At 72.0% G+C, this 20,044-nt stretch carries 22 protein-coding genes; 4 read left to right on the forward strand and 18 right to left on the reverse strand.

Annotated features, from left to right (window positions below):
- Positions 1-88: 88 nt before the first annotated feature.
- Positions 89-1,990 (reverse strand): ATP-dependent zinc metalloprotease FtsH, encoded by a 1,902-nt coding sequence (gene ftsH, locus EDC50_RS12045; RefSeq protein ID WP_123770725.1) that lies wholly within the window; start codon positions 1,988-1,990, stop codon positions 89-91.
- Between the two features lie 94 nt (positions 1,991-2,084).
- Entirely contained in the window at positions 2,085-2,732 is a 648-nt protein-coding gene (gene rlmE, locus EDC50_RS12050; protein WP_123770726.1) for a 23S rRNA (uridine(2552)-2'-O)-methyltransferase RlmE, read from the reverse strand.
- Positions 2,733-2,817: 85 nt separating this feature from the next.
- Between rlmE and yhbY the strand changes: the two genes are divergently transcribed.
- Both yhbY and EDC50_RS12060 read left to right on the forward strand, forming a co-directional pair.
- A complete protein-coding gene (gene yhbY, locus EDC50_RS12055; RefSeq protein ID WP_123770727.1) occupies positions 2,818-3,123 on the forward strand; it encodes a ribosome assembly RNA-binding protein YhbY in 306 nt (101 codons plus the stop codon).
- Positions 3,124-3,261: 138 nt separating this feature from the next.
- On the forward strand, positions 3,262-3,642 hold the full coding sequence (locus EDC50_RS12060) for an Mth938-like domain-containing protein (protein WP_123770728.1): 381 nt from the start codon (positions 3,262-3,264) through the stop codon (positions 3,640-3,642).
- A gap of 171 nt (positions 3,643-3,813) precedes the next feature.
- Here the strand turns inward: EDC50_RS12060 and EDC50_RS12065 are convergent, their stop codons facing one another.
- Genes EDC50_RS12065 through surE form a run of 4 tightly spaced genes read right to left on the reverse strand, consistent with a single transcriptional unit; the run spans position 3,814 to position 6,698 of the window.
- Complete coding sequence (locus EDC50_RS12065; protein ID WP_123770729.1) at positions 3,814-4,587, reverse strand: peptidoglycan DD-metalloendopeptidase family protein; 774 nt, start codon at positions 4,585-4,587, stop codon at positions 3,814-3,816.
- Entirely contained in the window at positions 4,563-5,180 is a 618-nt protein-coding gene (locus tag EDC50_RS12070) for a YqaA family protein (RefSeq protein ID WP_123770730.1), read from the reverse strand. Before EDC50_RS12070 ends, EDC50_RS12065 begins: the two co-directional genes overlap by 25 nt.
- Positions 5,181-5,214: 34 nt before the next feature.
- Positions 5,215-5,913: a protein-L-isoaspartate(D-aspartate) O-methyltransferase gene (locus tag EDC50_RS12075; RefSeq protein WP_123770731.1), complete on the reverse strand. Its 699-nt coding sequence runs from the start codon at positions 5,911-5,913 to the stop codon at positions 5,215-5,217.
- On the reverse strand, positions 5,910-6,698 hold the full coding sequence (surE, locus tag EDC50_RS12080; RefSeq protein ID WP_123770732.1) for a 5'/3'-nucleotidase SurE: 789 nt from the start codon (positions 6,696-6,698) through the stop codon (positions 5,910-5,912). The genes EDC50_RS12075 and surE overlap by 4 nt, the downstream gene beginning before the upstream one ends.
- A 307-nt stretch (positions 6,699-7,005) precedes the next feature.
- Here surE and EDC50_RS12085 point away from each other — a divergent pair, with 307 nt between their 5' ends.
- Positions 7,006-7,560, forward strand: a complete 555-nt coding sequence (locus EDC50_RS12085) for a Smr/MutS family protein (RefSeq protein WP_123770733.1) — start codon at positions 7,006-7,008, stop codon at positions 7,558-7,560.
- Positions 7,561-7,582: 22 nt separating this feature from the next.
- Here EDC50_RS12085 and EDC50_RS12090 read toward each other — a convergent pair whose 3' ends face one another.
- The 10 genes from EDC50_RS12090 to EDC50_RS12135 form a co-directional block, all read right to left on the reverse strand.
- Positions 7,583-7,828, reverse strand: coding sequence for a hypothetical protein (locus EDC50_RS12090; RefSeq protein WP_123770734.1), 246 nt, complete (start codon positions 7,826-7,828; stop codon positions 7,583-7,585).
- Between the two features lie 235 nt (positions 7,829-8,063).
- Positions 8,064-9,182, reverse strand: a complete 1,119-nt coding sequence (gene truD / locus EDC50_RS12095) for a tRNA pseudouridine(13) synthase TruD (protein ID WP_123770735.1) — start codon at positions 9,180-9,182, stop codon at positions 8,064-8,066.
- Positions 9,161-9,640, reverse strand: a complete 480-nt coding sequence (ispF, locus tag EDC50_RS12100; RefSeq protein WP_123770736.1) for a 2-C-methyl-D-erythritol 2,4-cyclodiphosphate synthase — start codon at positions 9,638-9,640, stop codon at positions 9,161-9,163. Before ispF ends, truD begins: the two co-directional genes overlap by 22 nt.
- 171 nt (positions 9,641-9,811) lie before the next feature.
- Positions 9,812-10,495 (reverse strand): 2-C-methyl-D-erythritol 4-phosphate cytidylyltransferase, encoded by a 684-nt coding sequence (gene ispD / locus EDC50_RS12105; protein ID WP_123770737.1) that lies wholly within the window; start codon positions 10,493-10,495, stop codon positions 9,812-9,814.
- A complete protein-coding gene (gene ftsB, locus EDC50_RS12110; RefSeq protein ID WP_123770738.1) occupies positions 10,492-10,845 on the reverse strand; it encodes a cell division protein FtsB in 354 nt (117 codons plus the stop codon). The genes ispD and ftsB overlap by 4 nt, the downstream gene beginning before the upstream one ends.
- Before the next feature lie 20 nt (positions 10,846-10,865).
- Complete coding sequence (gene eno / locus EDC50_RS12115) at positions 10,866-12,152, reverse strand: phosphopyruvate hydratase (protein WP_123770739.1); 1,287 nt, start codon at positions 12,150-12,152, stop codon at positions 10,866-10,868.
- Between the two features lie 125 nt (positions 12,153-12,277).
- Entirely contained in the window at positions 12,278-13,111 is an 834-nt protein-coding gene (gene kdsA, locus EDC50_RS12120) for a 3-deoxy-8-phosphooctulonate synthase (protein ID WP_123770740.1), read from the reverse strand.
- Positions 13,108-13,350 (reverse strand): hypothetical protein, encoded by a 243-nt coding sequence (locus EDC50_RS12125; protein WP_123770741.1) that lies wholly within the window; start codon positions 13,348-13,350, stop codon positions 13,108-13,110. Before EDC50_RS12125 ends, kdsA begins: the two co-directional genes overlap by 4 nt.
- A gap of 56 nt (positions 13,351-13,406) precedes the next feature.
- Complete coding sequence (pyrG, locus tag EDC50_RS12130; RefSeq protein WP_123770742.1) at positions 13,407-15,068, reverse strand: CTP synthase; 1,662 nt, start codon at positions 15,066-15,068, stop codon at positions 13,407-13,409.
- Positions 15,069-15,311: 243 nt separating this feature from the next.
- Complete coding sequence (locus EDC50_RS12135; protein WP_123770743.1) at positions 15,312-15,572, reverse strand: hypothetical protein; 261 nt, start codon at positions 15,570-15,572, stop codon at positions 15,312-15,314.
- Positions 15,573-15,722: 150 nt separating this feature from the next.
- On the opposite strand from EDC50_RS12135, the gene parE reads away from it, so the two are divergent.
- Positions 15,723-17,612 (forward strand): DNA topoisomerase IV subunit B, encoded by a 1,890-nt coding sequence (parE, locus tag EDC50_RS12140; RefSeq protein ID WP_123770744.1) that lies wholly within the window; start codon positions 15,723-15,725, stop codon positions 17,610-17,612.
- A 182-nt stretch (positions 17,613-17,794) separates the two neighbouring features.
- Here parE and hutG read toward each other — a convergent pair whose 3' ends face one another.
- Positions 17,795-18,571 carry an N-formylglutamate deformylase gene (hutG, locus tag EDC50_RS12145; protein WP_123770745.1) on the reverse strand — a complete coding sequence of 259 codons (777 nt, stop codon included), beginning with the start codon at positions 18,569-18,571 and terminating at the stop codon, positions 17,795-17,797.
- Between the two features lie 63 nt (positions 18,572-18,634).
- Positions 18,635-19,978: a glutathione-disulfide reductase gene (gene gorA, locus EDC50_RS12150; RefSeq protein ID WP_123770746.1), complete on the reverse strand. Its 1,344-nt coding sequence runs from the start codon at positions 19,976-19,978 to the stop codon at positions 18,635-18,637.
- Positions 19,979-20,044: the final 66 nt, after the last annotated feature.

Consider the following 20,044-nt stretch of genomic DNA (forward strand, 5'->3'; position numbering starts at 1 on the left):
ACCGGCCCGCCGCGGAGTCCCCATGACGCGCAAAAAACGACGGCGCCGGTTTTCGGCGCCGTCGTCGCGCATCGAGGGGAGCCGGGCCTCAGGTCTGGGCGGCGGGCCCGGCGATCGCGCCGGGGCGCTCGCCGTCGTCCTTGCCGGCCTGGCGGCCGGACTTGCCCCAATCCGCCGGCGGGCCCGGACGGCGGCCGGCCATGATGTCGTCGATCTGCTGCGCGTCGATGGTCTCGTACTGCAGCAGCGCCTCGGCCATCACGTGCAGCTTGTCGAGGTTGTCCTTGAGGATCTGCGTGGTGCGCGCATAGGCCTTGTCGAGGATGCCGCGGACGACCTCGTCGATCTTGCGCGCGGTCTCGTTGGACACGTTCTTGTGCTGGGTCACGGAGCGGCCGAGGAACACCTCGTCCTCCTCCTCGCCGTAGGCGATCGGCCCGAGCTCGTCCGACAGGCCCCACTTGGTAACCATGTTGCGCGCCATCTTGGTTGCGCGCTCGATGTCGTTGGAGGCGCCGGTGGTGACCTTCTCCGGCCCGAAGATCAGCTCCTCGGCGACGCGGCCGCCGTACAGCGAGCACAGCTGCGATTCGATCGCGGTCTTGTTGTAGCTGTACTTGTCGCCCTCCGGCAGGAACTGGGTCACGCCCAGCGCGCGCCCGCGCGGGATGATCGTGACCTTGTAGACCGGGTCGTGCTCCGGCACCAGGCGGCCGACGATGGCGTGGCCGGCCTCGTGGTAGGCGGTGAGGCGCTTCTCCTCCTCGCTCATCGCCATCGAACGGCGCTCGGCGCCCATCAGGATCTTGTCGCGCGCCTTGTCGAAATGCTCCATGCGCACTTCCCGGGCGTTCTCGCGCGCGGCGAACAGCGCCGCCTCGTTGCACAGGTTGGCCAGGTCCGCGCCGGAGAAACCCGGGGTGCCGCGGGCGATGGTCATCGGCTCGACGTCGTCGTGCAGCGGGATCTTGCGCATGTGCACGCGCAGGATCTGCTCGCGGCCCTTCACGTCCGGCAGGCCGACCACCACCTGGCGGTCGAAGCGGCCCGGGCGCAGCAGCGCCGGGTCGAGCACGTCCGGGCGGTTGGTGGCGGCGATCACGATCACGCCCTCGCCGCCCTCGAAGCCGTCCATCTCCACCAGCAGCTGGTTCAGCGTCTGCTCGCGCTCGTCGTGGCCGCCGCCGAGGCCCGCGCCGCGATGGCGGCCGACCGCGTCGATCTCGTCGATGAAGATGATGCACGGCGCGTGCTTCTTGGCCTGCTCGAACATGTCACGCACGCGGCTGGCGCCGACGCCGACGAACATCTCGACGAAGTCGGAACCGGAGATGCTGAAGAACGGCACCTTCGCCTCGCCGGCGATCGCGCGCGCCAGCAGCGTCTTGCCGGTCCCCGGCGGGCCGACCATCAGCACGCCGCGCGGGATCTTGCCGCCGAGCTTCTGGAACTTGCCCGGGTCGCGCAGGAACTCGACCAGCTCCTGCACCTCTTCCTTGGCCTCGTCGCAGCCGGCGACGTCGGCGAAGGTGACCTTGACCTGGTCCTCGCCCTGCAGCTTGGCGCGCGAACGGCCGAAGCTCATCGCGCCCTTGCTGCCGCCCTGCTGCATCTGGCGCATGAAGTACACCCAGATGCCGATGAACAGCAGCCAGGGCAGCACGTTGATCAGGATGTACAGGAACGACGGGCCGTTCTGCGGCGGCGCCTGCTCGATCTCGACCTTGTGCCGCAGCAGGTCGTTGATCAGGTACTCGTCGCCCGGGCTGTAGGTGACGAAGGTGCTGCCGTCCTTGCGCTGGCCGGTGATGGTGGTGCGATCGTCGGCGATCTTCACCTCCTTGATCCGGTCCTGCTGCACCTGCTGCACGAACTGGTCGTAGGCGAGCGTCTCCGTGCCGGCGGTGCGCGGGCCGAAGGCCTGGAACACCACCATCAGCACGACGGCGACGATCACCCACAGCAGCAGATTCTTGGCCAAGTCGTTCATTCGTCTACCTACTCGCGCCTCCGGCGCATCGACCCGCACGCCTTGTGCGGATGCTTCAGCACGCCCGGCGCACCATGCGCCGGGCACCGACACCTTACTTCATCGCCGCGCGCTTGCCCTGGGCCAGGGCGTACACCTCCGCCGAGCGGCGGCGCGACGCCTCCGGCTTGCGGATCGCCACCTTGTCGTAGCGGCGGCGCAGCTGCCTGACGTACTCGTCGAAGCCCACGCCCTGGAACAGCTTGATCAGGAAGGTTCCGCCGGTGCGCAAGTGCCGGTCGGCGAAATCCATCGCCAGTTCGGCCAAGTACATCGCCCGCGGCAGGTCCACCGCGTCGACACCGCTCATATTGGGGGCCATGTCGGAGAGGACAAGGTCGACCGGCCGGCCGCCCAGGCTCTGTTCCAGCCGCGATAGGACCGCATCGTCCCTGAAATCCCCATGAAGGAACTCGACCCCGGCCAGCGGCGGCATCTCCAGGATGTCCAGCGCGACCACCCGGCCCGGGCGCGCCGGGTCGAGCCGGTCCAGCTCCTGCCGCAGCCACTGCGACCAGCCGCCCGGAGCGGCGCCGAGGTCGACCACGGTCATGCCGGGCTTGAGCAGGCGGTCGCGCTCGACCAGTTCCTCGAGCTTGTACGCCGCGCGCGAACGCAGCCCTTCCGCCTTGGCCTTCTTCACGAAGGGGTCGGAGAAGTGCTCCTTGAGCCAGCGCTGGCTGGATTTGCTGCGGGTCGCCATCGAAGAGGGCAGCGGCGGCCGTGAGGGACGCGGGGACGGCCATGATACCCTGCGCGCTCCTTCGACTGCCCGTTTGCGTGACCGAATGCCCACCGTCCTGACCGCCGCCCAGACCCGTTTCCTGCGCGGCCAGGCCCACGACCTCAAGGCCATGCTGCAGGTCGGCGGCAAGGGCGTGACCGACGCCCTGATCGCCGAGATCGACCTGGCCCTGGAGCACCACGAGCTGATCAAGGTCAAGGTCGCCGCCGAGGACCGCGAGGCCCGCGACGCGATGATCGGGCAGATCGCCGAGCGCACCGGCGCGGCCCTGGTGCAGCGCATCGGCCACACCGCGGTGCTGTACCGGCCAAGCAAGGAAAAGCGGCAGATCGTGCTGCCGCGAGGCTGAACGCGGCGTGGCCGGCGCGAAACCGCCCGCCGCCCCGCGTTAACGCCGGCGATACGCGCACGAAGCGCGGTCCCGCTAGGCTGTCCATGCCGGCCGCGATTCCTTCGAGCGGCGCCGCTCCGCGAACCGACTCCCCCCATGCAGCTCAACCTCGAACACCCCGATTACGAGTTCACCCTGCGCGGCGCCGACGGCGGCGCGGCCCTGGTCAACGGCCGCCGGATCGGCACCAGCTTCGTCCTCGCCCCGGACCGGCTGATCGAACATTGGCCGGTCGCGGACGCGGCGCGGATGACGGTGGAGGACCTGGAGCCGCTGTTCGCGCTGGAGCCGGAGGTGATCCTGCTGGGCAGCGGCGCGCGCCAGGTGTTTCCGCCGGCGGCGGTGCTGGCCGCCAGCCTGCGCCGGGGGATCGGCCTGGAAACCATGAGCAACGCCGCCGCCGCGCGCACCTTCAACGTGCTGGCGAGCGAAGGCCGGCGAGTGGCGGCGGGCTTCGTGCTGCAGCCGGAGGGGTGAGCCGCCCTCGCGGAAAGCTCCGCGCAGGGCGATGGGCTCGTTGTACCCGAGCCTCCTGCGTGCTTTCCGGATCGCCGGGACGGAACACCGCTGGCCCCAGGCGTGCCGGCGGCGGCGCGCGGAACCGTTGGCGCAGGCGCGGATCGGGCGCGAGGCCGGAGCCCGCGACCGTCACTTCTTCGGCAGGTACAGCAGCGGATCGACCGGCTTGCCGTTGTGGCGGATCTCGAAGTGCAGCATGTCGCGCGCCGCGCCGCTGCGGCCCATCTCGGCGATCTGCTGCCCGGCCTTGACCAGCTGGCCCTCGTTCACCAGGCGCGCGCGGTTGTGGCCGTAGGCCGACAGCCACTGCTCGTTGTGCTTGACGATGATCAGCTCGCCGTAGCCGACCAGGCCGGACCCCGAGTACACCACCACGCCGTCGGCGGCGGCGCGCACCGGGGCGCCGCCGCTGCCGGCGATGTCGATGCCCTGCTTGGTCGGGTCGCCGGCGGCGTAGCGGCCGATCAGCGGGCCGTCGGCCGGCCAGCGCCAGGCGATGCCGCTGGCGGCCGGCGCCGCCGGCGCGGCGGCGGGCGGCGCCGCGGCCGGGCGCGGCGTCGCGGCCGGCTTGCCCGCGCCCGCGCCGGCCGAGGCGCCGCCCTGCGGATACAGCCGCAGGCGCTGGCCGGGGTAGATCGTGTACGGCGGCGCCAGCCCGTTCCACGCCGCGAGGTCCTGGACGCCCACGCCGTGGCGCGAGGCGATGCCGAACAGGGTGTCGCCGCGCTGCACGGTCACGCTGACGCCGGGACGCGGCCGCGATGCGGAGGTCGACGAGGTGCCGGGTTCGCGGATGACCCGCGTGGTGGCGCAGCCGGCGACGACGGCGGCGGTCAGCAGGGCGGCGGCGATCAGGCGGGAGCGAACCATGCGTCCTCTCATGCGGCGAAACGGGTCTTCCATACCAGCCAGCCGATCAAGGCCAGCAGAAGCGCGGTCGCGACCCAGCCGATCGGCTCGATGTAGCGGCGCAACGCCGCTTCCGCGCGCGGGCCGCCGAGGCGGATCGCCGCCGCCAGCAGGTACACCCGCTTGCCGCGGCCGATCAGCATGCTGAGCACGTACTGCAGCATGGGGACGCCGACGATGCCCGAGGCCCAGGTGAACACCTTCATCGGAATCGGCATGAAACCGCCGAGCACGAGAAAGGTGAACACGGCCCAGGGCGATTCTGCCATCTTCGCCTGAACGGTCTGGATACCGGACTCGATGCTGCCGAGCATGCCCAGCGCCGCGAACACCGGCTTGAGCGCCTCGAACGCGTAGTGGCCGAGGAAGTAGCCGACCAGCGCGCCGGCCATCGAGCCGATCATGCTGAGGGTGGCGAACCAGAACGAGCGCCTGGGCTGCGCCACGCACATCGGCGCCAGCATCACCTCCGGCATCACCGGGAAGATGATCGCCTCGACGAAGCTCAACCCGGTCAGGTAGGTCGGCGCGCGCGGGTGGCGGGCCCAGGCCAGCGCCCGGTCGTACAGCGGTCCGAATAGCTTCAAGGCCGTCTTCCGTTGGTGTCCAAGCGATCCGCGTTCAATCGACCATGCCCGACAGCAGCGGCACGAAGGTGACCGCGCCCAGGTTCCGCTGCTCGATCGTGCCGTCCGCCCCCTTGCGCAGGCGCAACAGCGCCTGCCCGGCGCCGGCGCCGACCGGCGCCACCAGGGTGCCGCCCGGCGCGAGCTGCGCGGTCAGCGCCTCGACCAGCGCCGGCGCCGCGGCGGTGACCACGATCGCGTCGAACGGGCCGTTCTCCGGCCAGCCGATGCGGCCGTCGTCGTGCTTGCTGCGCACGTTCAGGCCGAGCTGGCGGAAGCGCTTGCGCGCGGTGCGCAGCAGCTCGCCGATGCGCTCGACGGTATGCACCTCCAGCCCGAGCGCGGCGAGGATCGCGGCCTGGTAGCCGGAGCCGGTGCCGATCTCCAGCACCTTGGCCGGCGGCGTCGGCGCGTCGAGCAGCGCCTCGGTCATCCGCGCCACCACCCACGGCTGGGAGATGGTCTGGCCGTGGCCGATCGGCAGCGCGGTGTCCTCGTAGGCGCGCGTGGCCAGGGCCTCGTCGACGAACAGGTGGCGCGGCACGGTGCGGATCGCGTTGAGCACGCGTTCGTCGCGGATGCCTTCGCCGTACGGCGCGCCTTCGCGCAGGCGCTCGACCAGGCGGTCGCGCACGCGCTGCGAGGTCAGGCCCGAGCCGAGCGCCTCCGGCTGCAGGCGCATGCGCAGGATCATGCCCGCGCCTCCTCGCGCTGCAGCGAGGCCGCCAGGCCGCCGACCCAGCTCGCCACCTGCTCCAGTGCCTGGTAGCGGGTCAGGTCGACATGGATCGGGGTGATCGAGATGTGGCCGGTGCGCACGGCGTGGAAGTCGGTGCCGGGGCCGGCGTCCTGCTCCGGCCCGGCCGCGCCGATCCACCACCACTGGCGGCCGCGCGGATCCCGCTGCGGGATGCAGGCCTCGGCACGGTGGCGGTTGCCCAGGCGGGTGACCTCGAAGCCGCGGATCCCGTCCCACGGCAGGTCCGGCACGTTCACGTTGAGGATGGTGTCGGCCGGCAAGGGGTCCACCCGCAGCCGGGCGATGATCTCCACCGCGGCGCGCGCGGCGGTCTCGTAGTGGCGGCCGACGTGGTCGACCGTCTGCAGCGACAGCGCCACCGCCGGCAGGCCCAGGAAGCGCCCTTCCATGGCCGCGGCGACGGTGCCGGAGTAGATCACGTCGTCGCCGAGGTTGGCGGTGTTGTTGATCCCGGAGACGACGATGTCCGGCTCCGCGTCCAGCATGCCGGTGATCGCCACGTGCACGCAGTCGGTGGGCGTGCCGTAGACGCGCCAGGTCGCGGCGTCGAGCTGCTGCACGCGCACCGGCGCGTCGAGGGTCAGGGAGTTGCTGGCGCCGGAGCGGTCGCGGTCGGGCGCCACCACCAGCACGTCGTGGCCGGCCGCGCGCAGGCCTTCGGCGAGGACGCGGATGCCGGGAGCGTCGACGCCGTCGTCGTTGCTGACGAGAACTCGCATGGACTCCTGCAGAAGGTTGCCGAACGAAACGCCGCGCGAACGCGACGGCGAGGGCCCATGATAGCCGATGCGGCGCGTGCGCCCGGCAGGCATGCCGAGGCCCCGGCGAACGCCCCGCCCGCACGCGCTGCGGCCGCTCTCCCAGTCCTGATCGTCCGACCGCCGGGGTGACGCGGAGAACGCCGGTGCGGCGCCTTCGACGCGCCGGCGCCGGCAAGCGACGGTTCGTCGCCCTCCCGCGCCCGCCACGGCACCGGATGCGCCCGCTCGGACTTGCGCCCCGCACGTCGCCGGTTAGGCTGTCGCCATGGCCGACGAACGCGACCGCGACGGCGACGACGATGCCGCCCTGTTCCGTGCCGCGGTCGGCCCGGTGCGGCGGCTGCCTGCCGCGCCGCCCCCGCCCGGCGCCCCGAAGCCGCGCCCGCGCGCGCGCATGGCCGAGCGCGACGAGGCCCATGCGCGCGAGGAATTCCGCCATGCCCTCGACGCCGGGCTGCTCGCCGCCGGCGACCCGCTCAGCTACCGCCGCGCCGAGTTGCCGGCGCGCACGCTGCAACGGCTGCGGCGCGGCGAGATCGCGGTGCAGGAGGAACTGGACCTGCACGGCGCCGACGCGCGCGCGGCCGAGCGACTCGTGCGCGCCTTCCTGCACGACGCCCGCGAACACGGCTTGGGCTGCGTGCGCATCGTCCACGGCAAGGGGCTGCACGCCGGCGGCGTGCCGGTGCTGAAGAACCTGGTCGATCGCCTGCTGCGGCAGCGCGCGGACGTGCTCGGCTTCCACTCCGCGCCGCCCGCGCAGGGCGGCACCGGAGCGGTGCTGGTGTTGCTCGCGCCGCGCCGCGTCCGCCCGGGTTGAGCCGGGCGGACGCGGCCCCGGCTTACCTCTGCTCGATCTCCCGGGCGACCTGGGCGCTGCTCTTGCGCGGCAGGTTCACCCACCTCACCTCGATGCCGCGCTGGCGTGCGATGCGCTCGACGTGGGCGATGTAGGCCTCGTCCTCGTCCATGACCGACGGCGGCTTGGGCTCGGGGACGTAGCTGCTCTTGGCCTGCATGCCGGAGCAGGCGGCCAGGCCGATCGCGGCCAGGGCCGGGAGTGCGATGCGTAGCAAGGATGCGCTCATGGGGGCATCTCCGGACAGCGTCGCGCCGCTGCCTGCGCAGCGGTGGCAGCGGGTTCGCGCCCGTTGCGATTCCGGCTTATACGCCCGCCCCGGCCGGCTTCCAGTGCCGCGCGTCGCTTTCCGACGAACGGTCGTCGCGGCGGGTTCACGCGCGCGGCTCGCGCCGGGCGGGAACGAAATGCGCGGCTGGCGCGCACCACGCCACCGGCGTCGCCGCGCGCCGACTTCGACGGCTTCAGCCCTCGCCCGGCGCCTCCGCCACCCCCGCCTCGCGCGAAGGCGCGCGGCGTTGCGCATCTTCGATCTGCCCGAGCTCCGCCAGCACCGCGGTCGCATAGGCGCCGGGCGGCAGCGCGAATTCCAGCGCCAGGGTGCGCGCGTCCGGCCAGTGCCAGCGCAGGCCGTCGGGGCGCAGGCGCAGCGCGCGCCGTTCCTGCTTCAGCCCGGCCGCCTCGAGCCCGGCGCGCAGCGCCAGCGCGTCCGGGTCGGCGAGCGCGGCCCGCTCCAGCGCCGCCGCCTCGCCGGCGCTGCGCAGCTCGCCCCGGCCCCACAGCGGGCCGCTCGGGTGGATGTCGAATCCGGCCAGGCGGCGCGCGATCTCCGCATCGTGCGGCACCGGCCCGAACACGCTGCGGCTGCCGTCGAGCATCCACACCTCGCCGTCGAGCGCGCGGTCCCAGCACCCGCGCGCCACCCGCGCGGCGAGCGCCCGGTTGAACAGCTCCGAGCGCGCGGCCGACAGCAGCAGCGCGCGCTCGTCGCGGCGCACGCGGCGGCCGCCGAACATCGCCAGCGCCTGGCCGACGTTGCCGGCGCCGCGGCCGAAGCGCTGCTCGCCGAAATAGTTGGGCACGCCGTGCGCGGCGATCGCCTGCAGGCGCGCCTCGACGAGGTCCCGATCGCCGTCCACCTCGCGCAGCACGAGCGCGAACCGGTTGCCGGCCAGGGCGCCGCGCGGCAGCTTGCGCGCGTGCCAGGCGTGCTCGAGCACGCGCAGGCGCTCGTCGCCGTGCTCCCGCGCCAAGGCCCCGAGGTCGGGCAGGCGCCGCTTCGGCAGGTGCACGCTGAAGCGCTGCCGGGTGAGCGCACGACGGTCCTTGAGCCCGGCGTAGCCGATCGCGGCGGCCGGCACGCCCGCCCACGCGGCGATGCGTTCGGCGGCGTGCGCGGTGTTCATGCCGCGCTTTTCCACCGTCAGCAGCAGGTGCTCGCCGCTGCCGCTGGCGGCGAACCCGGGCAGTTCCTCGACGAAGAAGTCCTCCGCGACCGTGCGGCTGCGCGCGCGCAGCACGGCGTCGCCATGCGCGCGCGGCAGGGCCGGCGCGGCGCCGTTCACTTCGGCACCAGCAGGCATACCGCCATCGCGGCGATGCCCTCGCCGCGCCCCGTGAAGCCGAGCTTCTCGCTGGTGGTGGCCTTGACGCTGATCGCCTCGGCGCCGACGCCGAGGTCCTCGGCCAATCGCTCGCGCATCGCCTGCGCATGCGGGCCGACCTTGGGGCGTTCGCAGACCACGGTGACGTCGGCGTTGCCGACGCGCCAGCCGCGTTCGCCGATCAACGCGTCGCAGTGGCGCAGGAAGGCGCGGCTGTCGGCGCCCTTCCAGCGCGGATCGCTGGGCGGGAAATGCCGGCCGATGTCGCCCAGCGCCAGCGCGCCGAGCATCGCGTCGCACAGCGCGTGGATGACCACGTCGCCGTCGGAATGCGCGAGCACGCCGCGCTCGTGCGGCACGCGCACGCCGCCGAGCACCACGTGGTCGCCCTCGCCGAAGGCGTGGACGTCGAATCCCTGGCCGATGCGGATGTTCATGCGGTGGCTCGTGCGGCTGTCGGTCTTGCGCCGGCGGCGCTGCTGCGGATGCGGATGAGCGGGCCCCTGCCCGCTTGGCGGGCCGGGACGACATCTTACGGGCTCTTCGGGTGCTTACGGGCCGGTGGCCGGCGTGCGCGCGGGGGCCTGCGCGCCGGCGTGCCGGAACCCTCAGCGACGCGCGAGCAGATGCTCGGCCAACGCGAGGTCGGCCGGCGTGGTCACCTTCAGGTTGTCCTCGCGGCCCTCGACCAGCCGCGGGCGGGCGCCGGCGCGCTCCATCGCCATCGCCTCGTCGGTGACGGCGACACCGGCTTCGCGCGCCGCCCGCAGCGCCGCGGTCAGCGCGCCGCGGCGGAACGCCTGCGGGGTGAAGGCGCGCCACAGACGCTCGCGCGGTTCGGTCGCGGCGATGCGCGCATCCTCGCCGGCGCGCTTGAGCGTATCGCGCACCGGCGCCGCCAGGATCGCGCCGTCGGCATGCGCTTCGGCCGCCGCGATCAGGCGCTCGAGATCCGCCGCGTGCAGGTTCGGCCGTGCCGCATCGTGCACCAGCACCAGCGCGTCCGCGCCCGCGGATTCCGGCAGCGCCTCCAGCGCCGCCAGCACCGAGTCCGCGCGCTCGCCGCCGCCGACGCAGCGCAGCACCGGCTTGCCGCGCAGTTCGGCCCAGCCGGGCCACAGGCAATCGTCCGCGGCCAGCGCGACCATCGCCCCGGCCACCCGCGGATGCGCCAGCAGCGCCTCCAGCGCGTGCGCGATCAGAGGCCGCCCCGCGGCCGGCAGGTACTGCTTGGGAACCTCGCCACCGAAGCGCGTGCCGCGCCCCGCGGCGGGAACGACGGCCCAGATCATCGCCGCGTCGCGGACGGTTCGGGCGCCGACTGCGGCGGCGCCTCGCCCTGCCGCGGCGCCGCCGACGTTTCCGGCTCGACCACGCGGTAGAACGTCTCGCCCGGCTTGATCATGCCCAGCTCGCTGCGCGCCCGTTCCTCGACCGCCGCCTCGCCCGACTTGAGATCCTCGACCTCGGCGGCGAGCGCGTCGTTGCGCTGCTGCAGGCCCGCGTTCTCGCGCGCCTGCTGCTGCACCTGGCGCTGCAGGCGCGCGACGGAGCGGTCGCCGCCCTCGCCGAACCACAGCCGGTACTGCAGGATGGCGAACAGCGCCGCCAGCGCCAGCAGCAGCCAGTGCAGTGCGCGCATGCCGAGGCCCTCGCTCCGGATCAGCGCTTGAGCGAGACGAACGCGTCGCGGCCGGCGTAGCGCGCGGCCGAACCGAGCTGTTCCTCGATGCGCAGCAGCTGGTTGTACTTGGCCACGCGGTCGCTGCGGCAGAGCGAGCCGGTCTTGATCTGGGTCGCGGTGGTCGCCACCGCGATGTCGGCGATGGTGGTGTCCTCGGTCTCGCCGGAGCGGTGCGAGACGATCGCCGCGTACCTGGCCGCGTCGGCCATCGCGATCGCCTCGAGCGTCTCGGTCAGGGTGCCGATCTGGTTGACCTTGATCAGGATCGCGTTGGCCACGCCCTGGTCGATGCCCTGCTTGAAGATCTTCGGGTTGGTCACGAACAGGTCGTCGCCGACCAGCTGCACCTTGCCGCCGATCCTGTCGGTCAGCTGCTTCCAGCCGGCCCAGTCGTGCTCGGCCATGCCGTCCTCGATCGTCACGATCGGGTACTGCGCCACCCAGCCGGCGAGGAAGTCGGCGAACTGCTCGCTGGTCAGGCGCTTGCCCTCGCCGGTGAGGTTGTACTTGCCGTTGTCGTAGAACTCGCTGGAAGCGACGTCGAGGCCGAGCAGGATGTCCTCGCCGGCCTTGTAGCCGGCCTTGCCGATCGCCTCGAGGATGGTCTCCAGCGCCTCCTCGTTGCTGCGCAGGTCCGGGGCGAAGCCGCCCTCGTCGCCGACCGCCGTGGACAGGCCGCGGCCCTTGAGCACCGACTTCAGCGCGTGGAACACCTCGGTGCCGGCGCGCAGCGCCTCGGAGAAGCTTTCGACGCCGACCGGCAGGATCATGAACTCCTGCAGGTCGACGTTGTTGTCGGCATGCGCGCCGCCGTTGATGATGTTCATCATCGGCACCGGCAGCACCGCCTCGCGCCCCTGGGCGAGGTAGCGCCACAGCGGCATTTTCCTGGACGCCGCCACCGCATGCGCGTTGGCCAGCGACACGCCCAGCAGCGCGTTGGCGCCGAGCCGGCCCTTGTTCTCGGTGCCGTCCAGGTCGATCAGGCGGCGGTCGAGGCCGGCCTGGTCGGCGGCATCGAAGCCGGCCAGCGCCTTGGCGATCGCCCCGTTGACGTTCGCCACCGCCTGGCGCACGCCCTTGCCCAGGTAGCGGGTCTTGTCGCCGTCGCGCAGCTCCACCGCCTCCTTGGTGCCGGTGGACGCACCGGACGGCACCGCGGCGCGGCCGACGCTGCCGTCGCTCAGGGTGACTTCGGCTTCGAGGGTCGGGTTGCCGCGGCTGTCGAGGATCTCGCGAGCGTGGACTTGGGCGATCGTGGTCATGGTCAGCAGTGTCAGGTCAATGGAAGAAGTCGCCGGCGAACGATAGCGAAGATCGCGCCGGGGCTGCGGCTCGCGCGCGCCAGGCGAGCAGGATCCGCCGGCGCGGCCGCGCGGCGGGCCCGGCGCTACGGCGCCGATTCCAGGAAGCCGTGCTGCTTGGTCACCCGGTCGAGCTCGAGCAGCGTCTCCAGCAGGGCCCGCATCTTGCCCAGCGGCCAGGCGTTGGGGCCGTCGCTGAGGGCCTGGTCCGGGTCCGGATGGGTTTCCATGAACAGACCGGCCACGCCCACCGCCACCGCCGCGCGCGCCAGCACCGGCACGAACTCGCGTTGGCCGCCGCTCTTGCCGCCGGCGCCGCCGGGCAGCTGCACCGAGTGGGTGGCGTCGAACACCACCGGGCAACCGGTCTCGCGCATCACGCTCAACGAGCGCATGTCGCTGACCAGGTTGTTGTATCCGAACGACACGCCGCGCTCGCAGGCCATGATCTGCCGGTTGCCGGTGGCCTTGGCCTTGTCGGTGACGTGCTTCATCTCCCACGGCGAGAGGAACTGGCCCTTCTTGATGTTGACCGGCTTGCCGGTGCGGGCCACGTTCTGGATGAAGTCGGTCTGCCGGCACAGGAAGGCCGGCGTCTGCAGCACGTCCACCACCTCGGCGACCTCGCCCAGCGGCGTGTATTCGTGCACGTCGGTGAGCACCGGCACGCCGATCTGGCGCTTCACCTCGGCCAGCACCTTCAGGCCCTCCTCCAGGCCGGGGCCGCGGAAGCTCGCGGCCGAAGTGCGGTTGGCCTTGTCGAAGCTGGACTTGAAGATGAAATTGAGGCCGAGCCCGGAGGCGATCTCCTTGAGCTTGCCGGCGGTGTCGAGCTGCAGTTGCATCGACTCGATCACGCACGGGCCGGCGATCAGGAAGAAGGGTCGGTCGAGGCCGACTTCGAAACCGCACAGATTCATCGTGGCTCCTCGTTGTTGCCGTTGACGGCCATGCCGGGCCGATCCGGCGCCCGCTCCATCGCCGCGCGTCCGGCGACCCACAGGACGGCGCCGATCAGCGCCAGCGGCCCCGCGGCCAGCGTCCCGAGCAGGATGCACGCGATCGCCATCATGCCGTAGCCATCGTCGAGGCCGGTCACGATGCGCCAGCCCACGTACAGCAGGAAGACCAGCGCCGCGACCACGGCGGCGGCGATCATCAGGTCGCGGCCGGCCCGCGCGCGCCTGCGGGCCGTTTCGTAACGTCCGGGCGGGCTCAACGGACTTCCCTCAGCAGCCGACCGCCGGCCTGCGCCTTGTGCTCGCGCGCGGCGCGGATGAAGCCGACGAACAGGGGATGGCCGTCGCGCGGGGTGGAGAGGAACTCCGGGTGCGCCTGGCAGGCCAGGAACCACGGGTGCTGCGCGCGCGGCAGTTCGATCATCTCCACCAGCAGGTCGTCCATCGACTTGGCGCTGATCACCAGGCCGGCGTCCTCGAGCTGGGTGCGGTAGCGGTTGTTGAACTCGTAGCGGTGGCGGTGGCGCTCGCCGACCACGTCCTTGCCGTACATTTCGCGCGCCAGCGTGCCCGGCTTGATCCGCTGCTCCTGCAGGCCCAGGCGCATGGTGCCGCCGAGGTCGCTGTCCTCGCTGCGGCGTTCGATCTCGCCGCTGGCGGTGCGCCACTCGGTGATCAGGCCGATCACCGGATGCGGGCTGGCCTTGTCGTTCTCGGTGCTGTTGGCGCCGGCCAGGCCGGCGACGTGGCGGGCGTAGTCGACCACCGCCGCCTGCATGCCGTAGCAGATGCCGAAGTACGGCACGCCGCGCTCGCGCGCATAGCGGGCGGTCAGCACCTTGCCCTCGAAGCCGCGGTCGCCGAAGCCGCCCGGCACCAGGATGCCGTCGACGCCGTCCAGCGCGGCGGTGCCGTCGCGCTCGATGTCGCTGGATTCCAGCCACTTCAGCTGGACCTTGGTGCGCTGGCGCAGGCCGCCGTGCTTGAGCGCCTCGCCGACCGACTTGTAGGCGTCCTGATGGTCGACGTACTTGCCGACCACGGCGATGGTGACCTCGTCGACCGGATGCTCGCTGGCGTCGACCACCGCGTCCCACTCGCGCAGGTCGGCCGGGCCGGCCGGCAGGCGCAGGCGCTCGACGATCAGGTCGTCCAGGCCCTGCTCGTGGAAGCGGCGCGGCATGCGGTAGATGTTGTCCAGGTCGACCGCGGAGATCACCGCCCGTTCGGAGACGTTGGTGAACAACGCGATCTTGCGCCGCTCGCTGTCCGGCAGCGGCTGCTCGCTGCGGCACAGCAGGATGTCGGGCTGGATGCCGATCGAGCGCAGTTCCTTCACCGAATGCTGGGTGGGCTTGGTCTTCAGCTCGCCGGCGGCGGCGATCCACGGCACCAGGGTCAGGTGCATGAACAACGCCTTGTCCGGGCCGCGCTCGGTGCGGATCTGGCGAATCGCCTCCAGGAACGGCAGCGATTCGATGTCGCCGACGGTGCCGCCGATCTCGACCAGGGCCACGTCGAAGCCTTCGGTGGCCTCGACGATGCAGCGCTTGATCTCGTCGGTGATGTGCGGGATCACCTGCACGGTGCCGCCGAGGTAGTCGCCGCGGCGCTCCTTGCGGATCACGTTCTCGTAGATGCGGCCGGTGGTGATCGAGTTCTTGCGCGACAGGCGGGTGCGCAGGTAGCGCTCGTAGTGGCCCAGGTCCAGGTCGGTCTCGGCGCCGTCGTCGGTGACGTACACCTCGCCGTGCTGGAACGGGCTCATCGTGCCCGGATCGACGTTGATGTAGGGGTCGAGCTTCATCATCGTCACACGCAGGCCGCGCGCTTCGAGGATGGCCGCCAGCGAGGCCGCCGCGATGCCCTTGCCGAGCGAGGACACCACGCCGCCGGTGACGAAAATCAGGGGAGTCATGGTTTTGCTGCCGCTGGAAAGCCGTAGTTTACCGGCTCGGCCCTGCGGCCGCGAGTCGCGGCCCGTGCGGGCCGCCCGCGCTTGCCGGCGCCGCGTCCTGCGCCGCATCGCCGGTCGGACGCGCCGGAACGGATCGGGTTCGCTGCCCGCCAGGCCCGGTCCCGCAAGCCCGGGGAAGGGCGCGCCAACGAAGACGCCCCGGCGGGCCGGGGCGTCATCGGGCTTGCGGCGAGGCTCGGCAGGTCAGCGCTCGTCCTCTTCCTCCGGTTCGTACTGCGGGCGCTTGCCCTGCGTCGGCTTGGCCTGGCGGCCCGCCTGCGCGGGACGCGGCTGCGCGTCGGCGGAGGCCGGCGCGGCGGCCGCGCGGCGCTCCGGCGACGCGTGCGCCTGCGGCGCCTGCTCGTCGCGCGCGCCCGCCTGCGACTGCGCCGAGGCGGCCGGCCCCGCCAGGGCCGCGGCCAGCGCGATCGCGAGGGAAGCAGGGAGCAAGGTGCGGGATCTCATCACGGCGGTCTCCTCGAAACGGCCGACAGGGTACGGGCCGGCGCCCGCACCCGCGATGAACGGCGTGCCGCCGCCCCCGGCGCCGCCGCGGTTGAATTTCCGCCGCCGCGCGCCGACCATCGCCGGTCTTGTCCTTTCGCAGCACGCCGAATGAGTTCCCGCTACAACGCCGCCGACATCGAAGTCCTCTCCGGCCTGGATCCGGTCAAGCGCCGCCCCGGCATGTACACCGACACCACGCGCCCGAACCACCTGGCGCAGGAGGTGATCGACAACGCCGTGGACGAGGCCCTGGCCGGGCACGCGCGCAGCATCGAGGTGACGCTGCACGCCGACGGCAGCTGCGAGGTGGCCGACGACGGCCGCGGCATGCCGGTGGACATCCACCCGGAGGAGAAGATCCCCGGCGTCGAGCTGATCCTGACCCGGCTGCACGCCGGCGGCAAGTTCAGCAACAAGAACTACACCTTCTCCGGCGGCCTGCACGGCGTCGGCGTCAGCGTGGTCAACGCGCTGTCCAGGAAGGTCGAGGTGCACATCAAGCGCGACGGCAACGAATACCGGATGAGCTTCAAGGACGGCGACCGCGCCAGCCCGCTGGAGGTCGTCGGCAGCGTCGGCAAGAAGAACACGGGCACGCGGGTGCGCTTCTGGCCCGACCCGAAGTACTTCGACAGCCCGAAGTTCGCCCTGCGCGCGCTCAAGCACCTGCTGCGCGCCAAGGCCGTGCTCTGCCCCGGCCTGCACGTGCGCCTGTTCGACGAGGCCAGCGGCGAGCGCCACGAATGGCACTACGAGGACGGCCTGCGCGACTACCTCAAGGGCGAGCTGAGCGGCCGCGAGCTGCTGCCCCCGGAGCTGTTCGTCGGCGGCCTGAAGAAGGACACCGAAGTGGTCGACTGGGCCGTGGCCTGGCTGCCGGAAGGCGAGCTGGTGCAGGAGAGCTACGTCAACCTGATCCCGACCGCCCAGCACGGCACCCACGTCAACGGCCTGCGCACCGGCTTCACCGACGCGCTGCGCGAATTCTGCGACTTCCGCAACCTGCTGCCGCGCGGGGTCAAGCTGGCGCCCGAAGACGTGTGGGACCGCGTGTCCTTCGTGCTGTCGCTGAAGATGACCGACCCCCAGTTCAGCGGCCAGACCAAGGAGCGGCTGTCCTCGCGCCAGGCCGCCGGCTTCGTGGAGAGCGCCGCGCACGACGCGTTCTCGCTGTGGCTGAACCAGCACGTCGAGCTCGGCGAGAAAATCGCGCAGCTGGCGATCGAGCGCGCGGCGGCGCGGCTGAAGACCGAGAAGCAGATCGTCCGCAAGAAGGTCACCCAGGGCCCCGCTCTGCCCGGCAAGCTGGCCGACTGCATCAGCCAGGATCTCTCGCGCACCGAACTGTTCCTGGTCGAGGGCGATTCGGCCGGCGGCAGCGCCAAGCAGGCGCGCGACAAGGATTTCCAGGCGATCCTGCCGCTGCGCGGCAAGATCCTCAACACCTGGGAGGTGGCGTCGGGCAGCGTGCTGGCCTCGCAGGAGGTGCACGACCTCGCCGTCGCGATCGGCTGCGACCCGGGCAAGGACGACCTCACCGGCCTGCGCTACGGCAAGGTGATCATCCTCGCCGACGCCGACTCGGACGGGCTGCACATCGCCACCCTGCTGTCGGCGTTGTTCCTCAAGCATTTCCCGGCGCTGGTGCGCGCCGGCCATGTGTTCGTGGCGATGCCGCCGCTGTTCCGCGTCGACGTGGGCAAGCAGGTGTTCTACGCCCTCGACGAGGAGGAGAAGCGCCTGCTGCTGGAGAAGATCGAGCGCGAGAAGATCAAGGGCGCGGTCCATGTCACCCGCTTCAAGGGCCTGGGCGAGATGAACCCGGCGCAGCTGCGCGAATCGACCATCCACCCGGACACCCGCCGCCTGGTCCAGCTGACCGTCGACGACGACGTGCAGACCCATTCGCTGATGGACATGCTGCTGGCGAAGAAGCGCGCCTCCGACCGCAAGCAGTGGCTGGAGAGCAAGGGCGACCTGGCGACGCTGGAGGTCTGAAGGCGGCCCTCGCCCATCCCTCTCCCGCCGGGCGGGAGAGGGGCGCAACCGTCTCGACCGGTCCGGACGAAGCCCCTTTCCACTGGCGAAGGGAGCCCAAGCCGTCTCGATCCATCGTGCGGACAAAGCCCCTCTCCCGCATGCGGGAGAGGGTTGGGTGAGGGTAGCCGAATGCGATGACGCTACAGCACCGACTCCAGCAACCGCCGGATCACCGCTTGCACCCGCGTCGCCTTGGCCTCGTCGTAGGCGAAGCTCGCCTCGTCCATGTACACGCGCTGGCTCATCTCCAGCTGCACCGCGTCGATGCCGTGTCCGGGATCGGCGTAGTGGCGGGTGATGTAGCCGCCCTTGAAGCGGCCGTTGACCACGTAGTCGTACCCGCCCTGCGCGGCCAGCACCGCCTCCAGCCGCGCCTGCAGCGCCGGGGCGCAACTGGCGCCATCCGCGGTGCCGAGGTTGAGGTCGGGCAGGCGCCCCGGGAACAGGTACGGCAGGTCGCTGCCCTTGATCGAATGCCCTTCCCACAGCGCGACGCGGCCGTGCGCGGCGCGGATCCGGTCGAGCTCGCCGCGCAGCGCATCGTGGTACGGGCGCCAGTAGCGCTGGACCCGTTCCGCGATCTCGTCGGCGCCCGGCGCCTGGCCGTCGAGATACACCGGCTCGCCGGTGAAGCGCACCGTCGGGCACAGGCCGGTGGTGTTCTGGCCCGGATACAGCGAAGCGTCGTCGGGCGGCCGGTTGAGGTCGATTACGTAGCGCGAATAGCGCGGGAACAGGATCGAGGCGCCCAGCTCGCGCGCGAACGCGTACAGGCGCGAGACGTGCCAGTCGGTATCCGGCGCGCGGCGCGCCGCCGGCGTCATGCGTTCGGCCAAGCCGGGCGGAATCTCGCTGCCGTCGTGCGGCAGGCTGACCAGCAGCGGCGCGGTGCCGCGGTGTAGGGTGAAGACGTCCATGGCGCCATTGTAGGCGGGTCCCGCCCGACGCCGGCGCAAGACGCCCGGCGCCGGCCGATCCGCCTACCGCATCAGCACGATCTCCTCGGCGCTGGTCGGGTGGATCGCGACGGTATCGCGCAGGTCGTCCAGGGTGATGCCCCGCTTCAGCGCCACCGCGAAGCCTTGCAGGATCTCGTCCGCCGCCTCGCCGAGCAGATGGATCCCGGCCACGCGCCGCTCGTCGCCCACGCAGACCAGCTTGAACAGGCTGGTCTGCGGCCGGTCGGCGAGCGCGTACAGCATCGGCCGGAAACTGGCGCGATACACACGCACCGCTTCGCCGTACCGCTCGCGCGCCTCGACTTCGGTCAGGCCGGCCTTGCCCAGCGGCGGATGCGAGAACACCACCGTCGGAATGTGGCGGCGGTCGAGCGGCGCGTCGCGGCCGCCGAACAGGCGATCCATCAGGCGCCGCGCGGCGGCGATGGCCACCGGCGTCAGCGCCGGGTCGGCGGTCACGTCGCCGACCGCGTACACGCCCGCCGCGGCGGTCGCATTGCGTTCGTCGACCACGATCCGCCCGTCCCCGTCGACCTCGACGCCGACGGCGTCGAGACCCAGCGCCTCGCTGTTGGCGCGCCGGCCGGTGGCGAACAGCGCCGCATCGAAGCGCTCGCTCAGCCCGCCCTTCGCATCGCGCACGCGCACGCCGCCTTCCGTTCGTTCCAGCGCGGCCACGGAGCGGCCGAAATGCACGCGCACGCCGAGCTGGCGGTAGTCCTCCGCCAGGCGCTCGGCCAATTCGCCATCGAAGCCGTGCAACAGCTGCTCGCCGCGCACGAACAGTTCGACCTGGCTGCCCAGGGCCTGCAGCAGGCCCGCCAATTCCACCCCGATGTAGCCGCCGCCGACCAGGGCCACCCGCTCCGGCGCCGCTCGCCACTGGAAGAAGTCGTCCGACACCCCGCCCAGCTCCGCGCCCGGGATGGGCGGACGGATCGGCCGGCTGCCGGTGGCGATCAGGACGTGCGAAGCGCGCAGGCGCGCGCCGTTCTCGCATTCGACCGTGCGCGCGTCCAGCAGTCGCCCGCGCGTCGGCGTCAGCACGATGCCGGCCTCGTCCAGCCGGCGCCGGTAGCTGGTCTGGATGTTCGCGATGTAGCGCTGGCGGTGCAGGATGAACTCCGCCCAGTGCAGCGGCGCCCGCGGGATGGGAAACCCCAATGCCGGCGCGAGCTGCAACTTGGCGGCGATCTCCCCGGCCAGCCACATCGCCTTCTTGGGCACGCAACCGACGTTGACGCAGGTGCCGCCGAGCAGGTGCGGCTCGAGCAAGGCCACCCGCGCGCCGTGCTCGGCGGCGCGGAACGCACCCGCCAGGCCGCCGGAACCACCGCCTACGACGATCAGATCGAAATCCTGCATGGCTTCATTCGGAAAAACGGAATCGAATGGTAGCTCGCCCCACGATGACGACGGTTCCGGAAGGCC

Source organism: Vulcaniibacterium tengchongense (assembly GCF_003814555.1).
GTDB classification, from domain to species: domain Bacteria; phylum Pseudomonadota; class Gammaproteobacteria; order Xanthomonadales; family Xanthomonadaceae; genus Vulcaniibacterium; species Vulcaniibacterium tengchongense.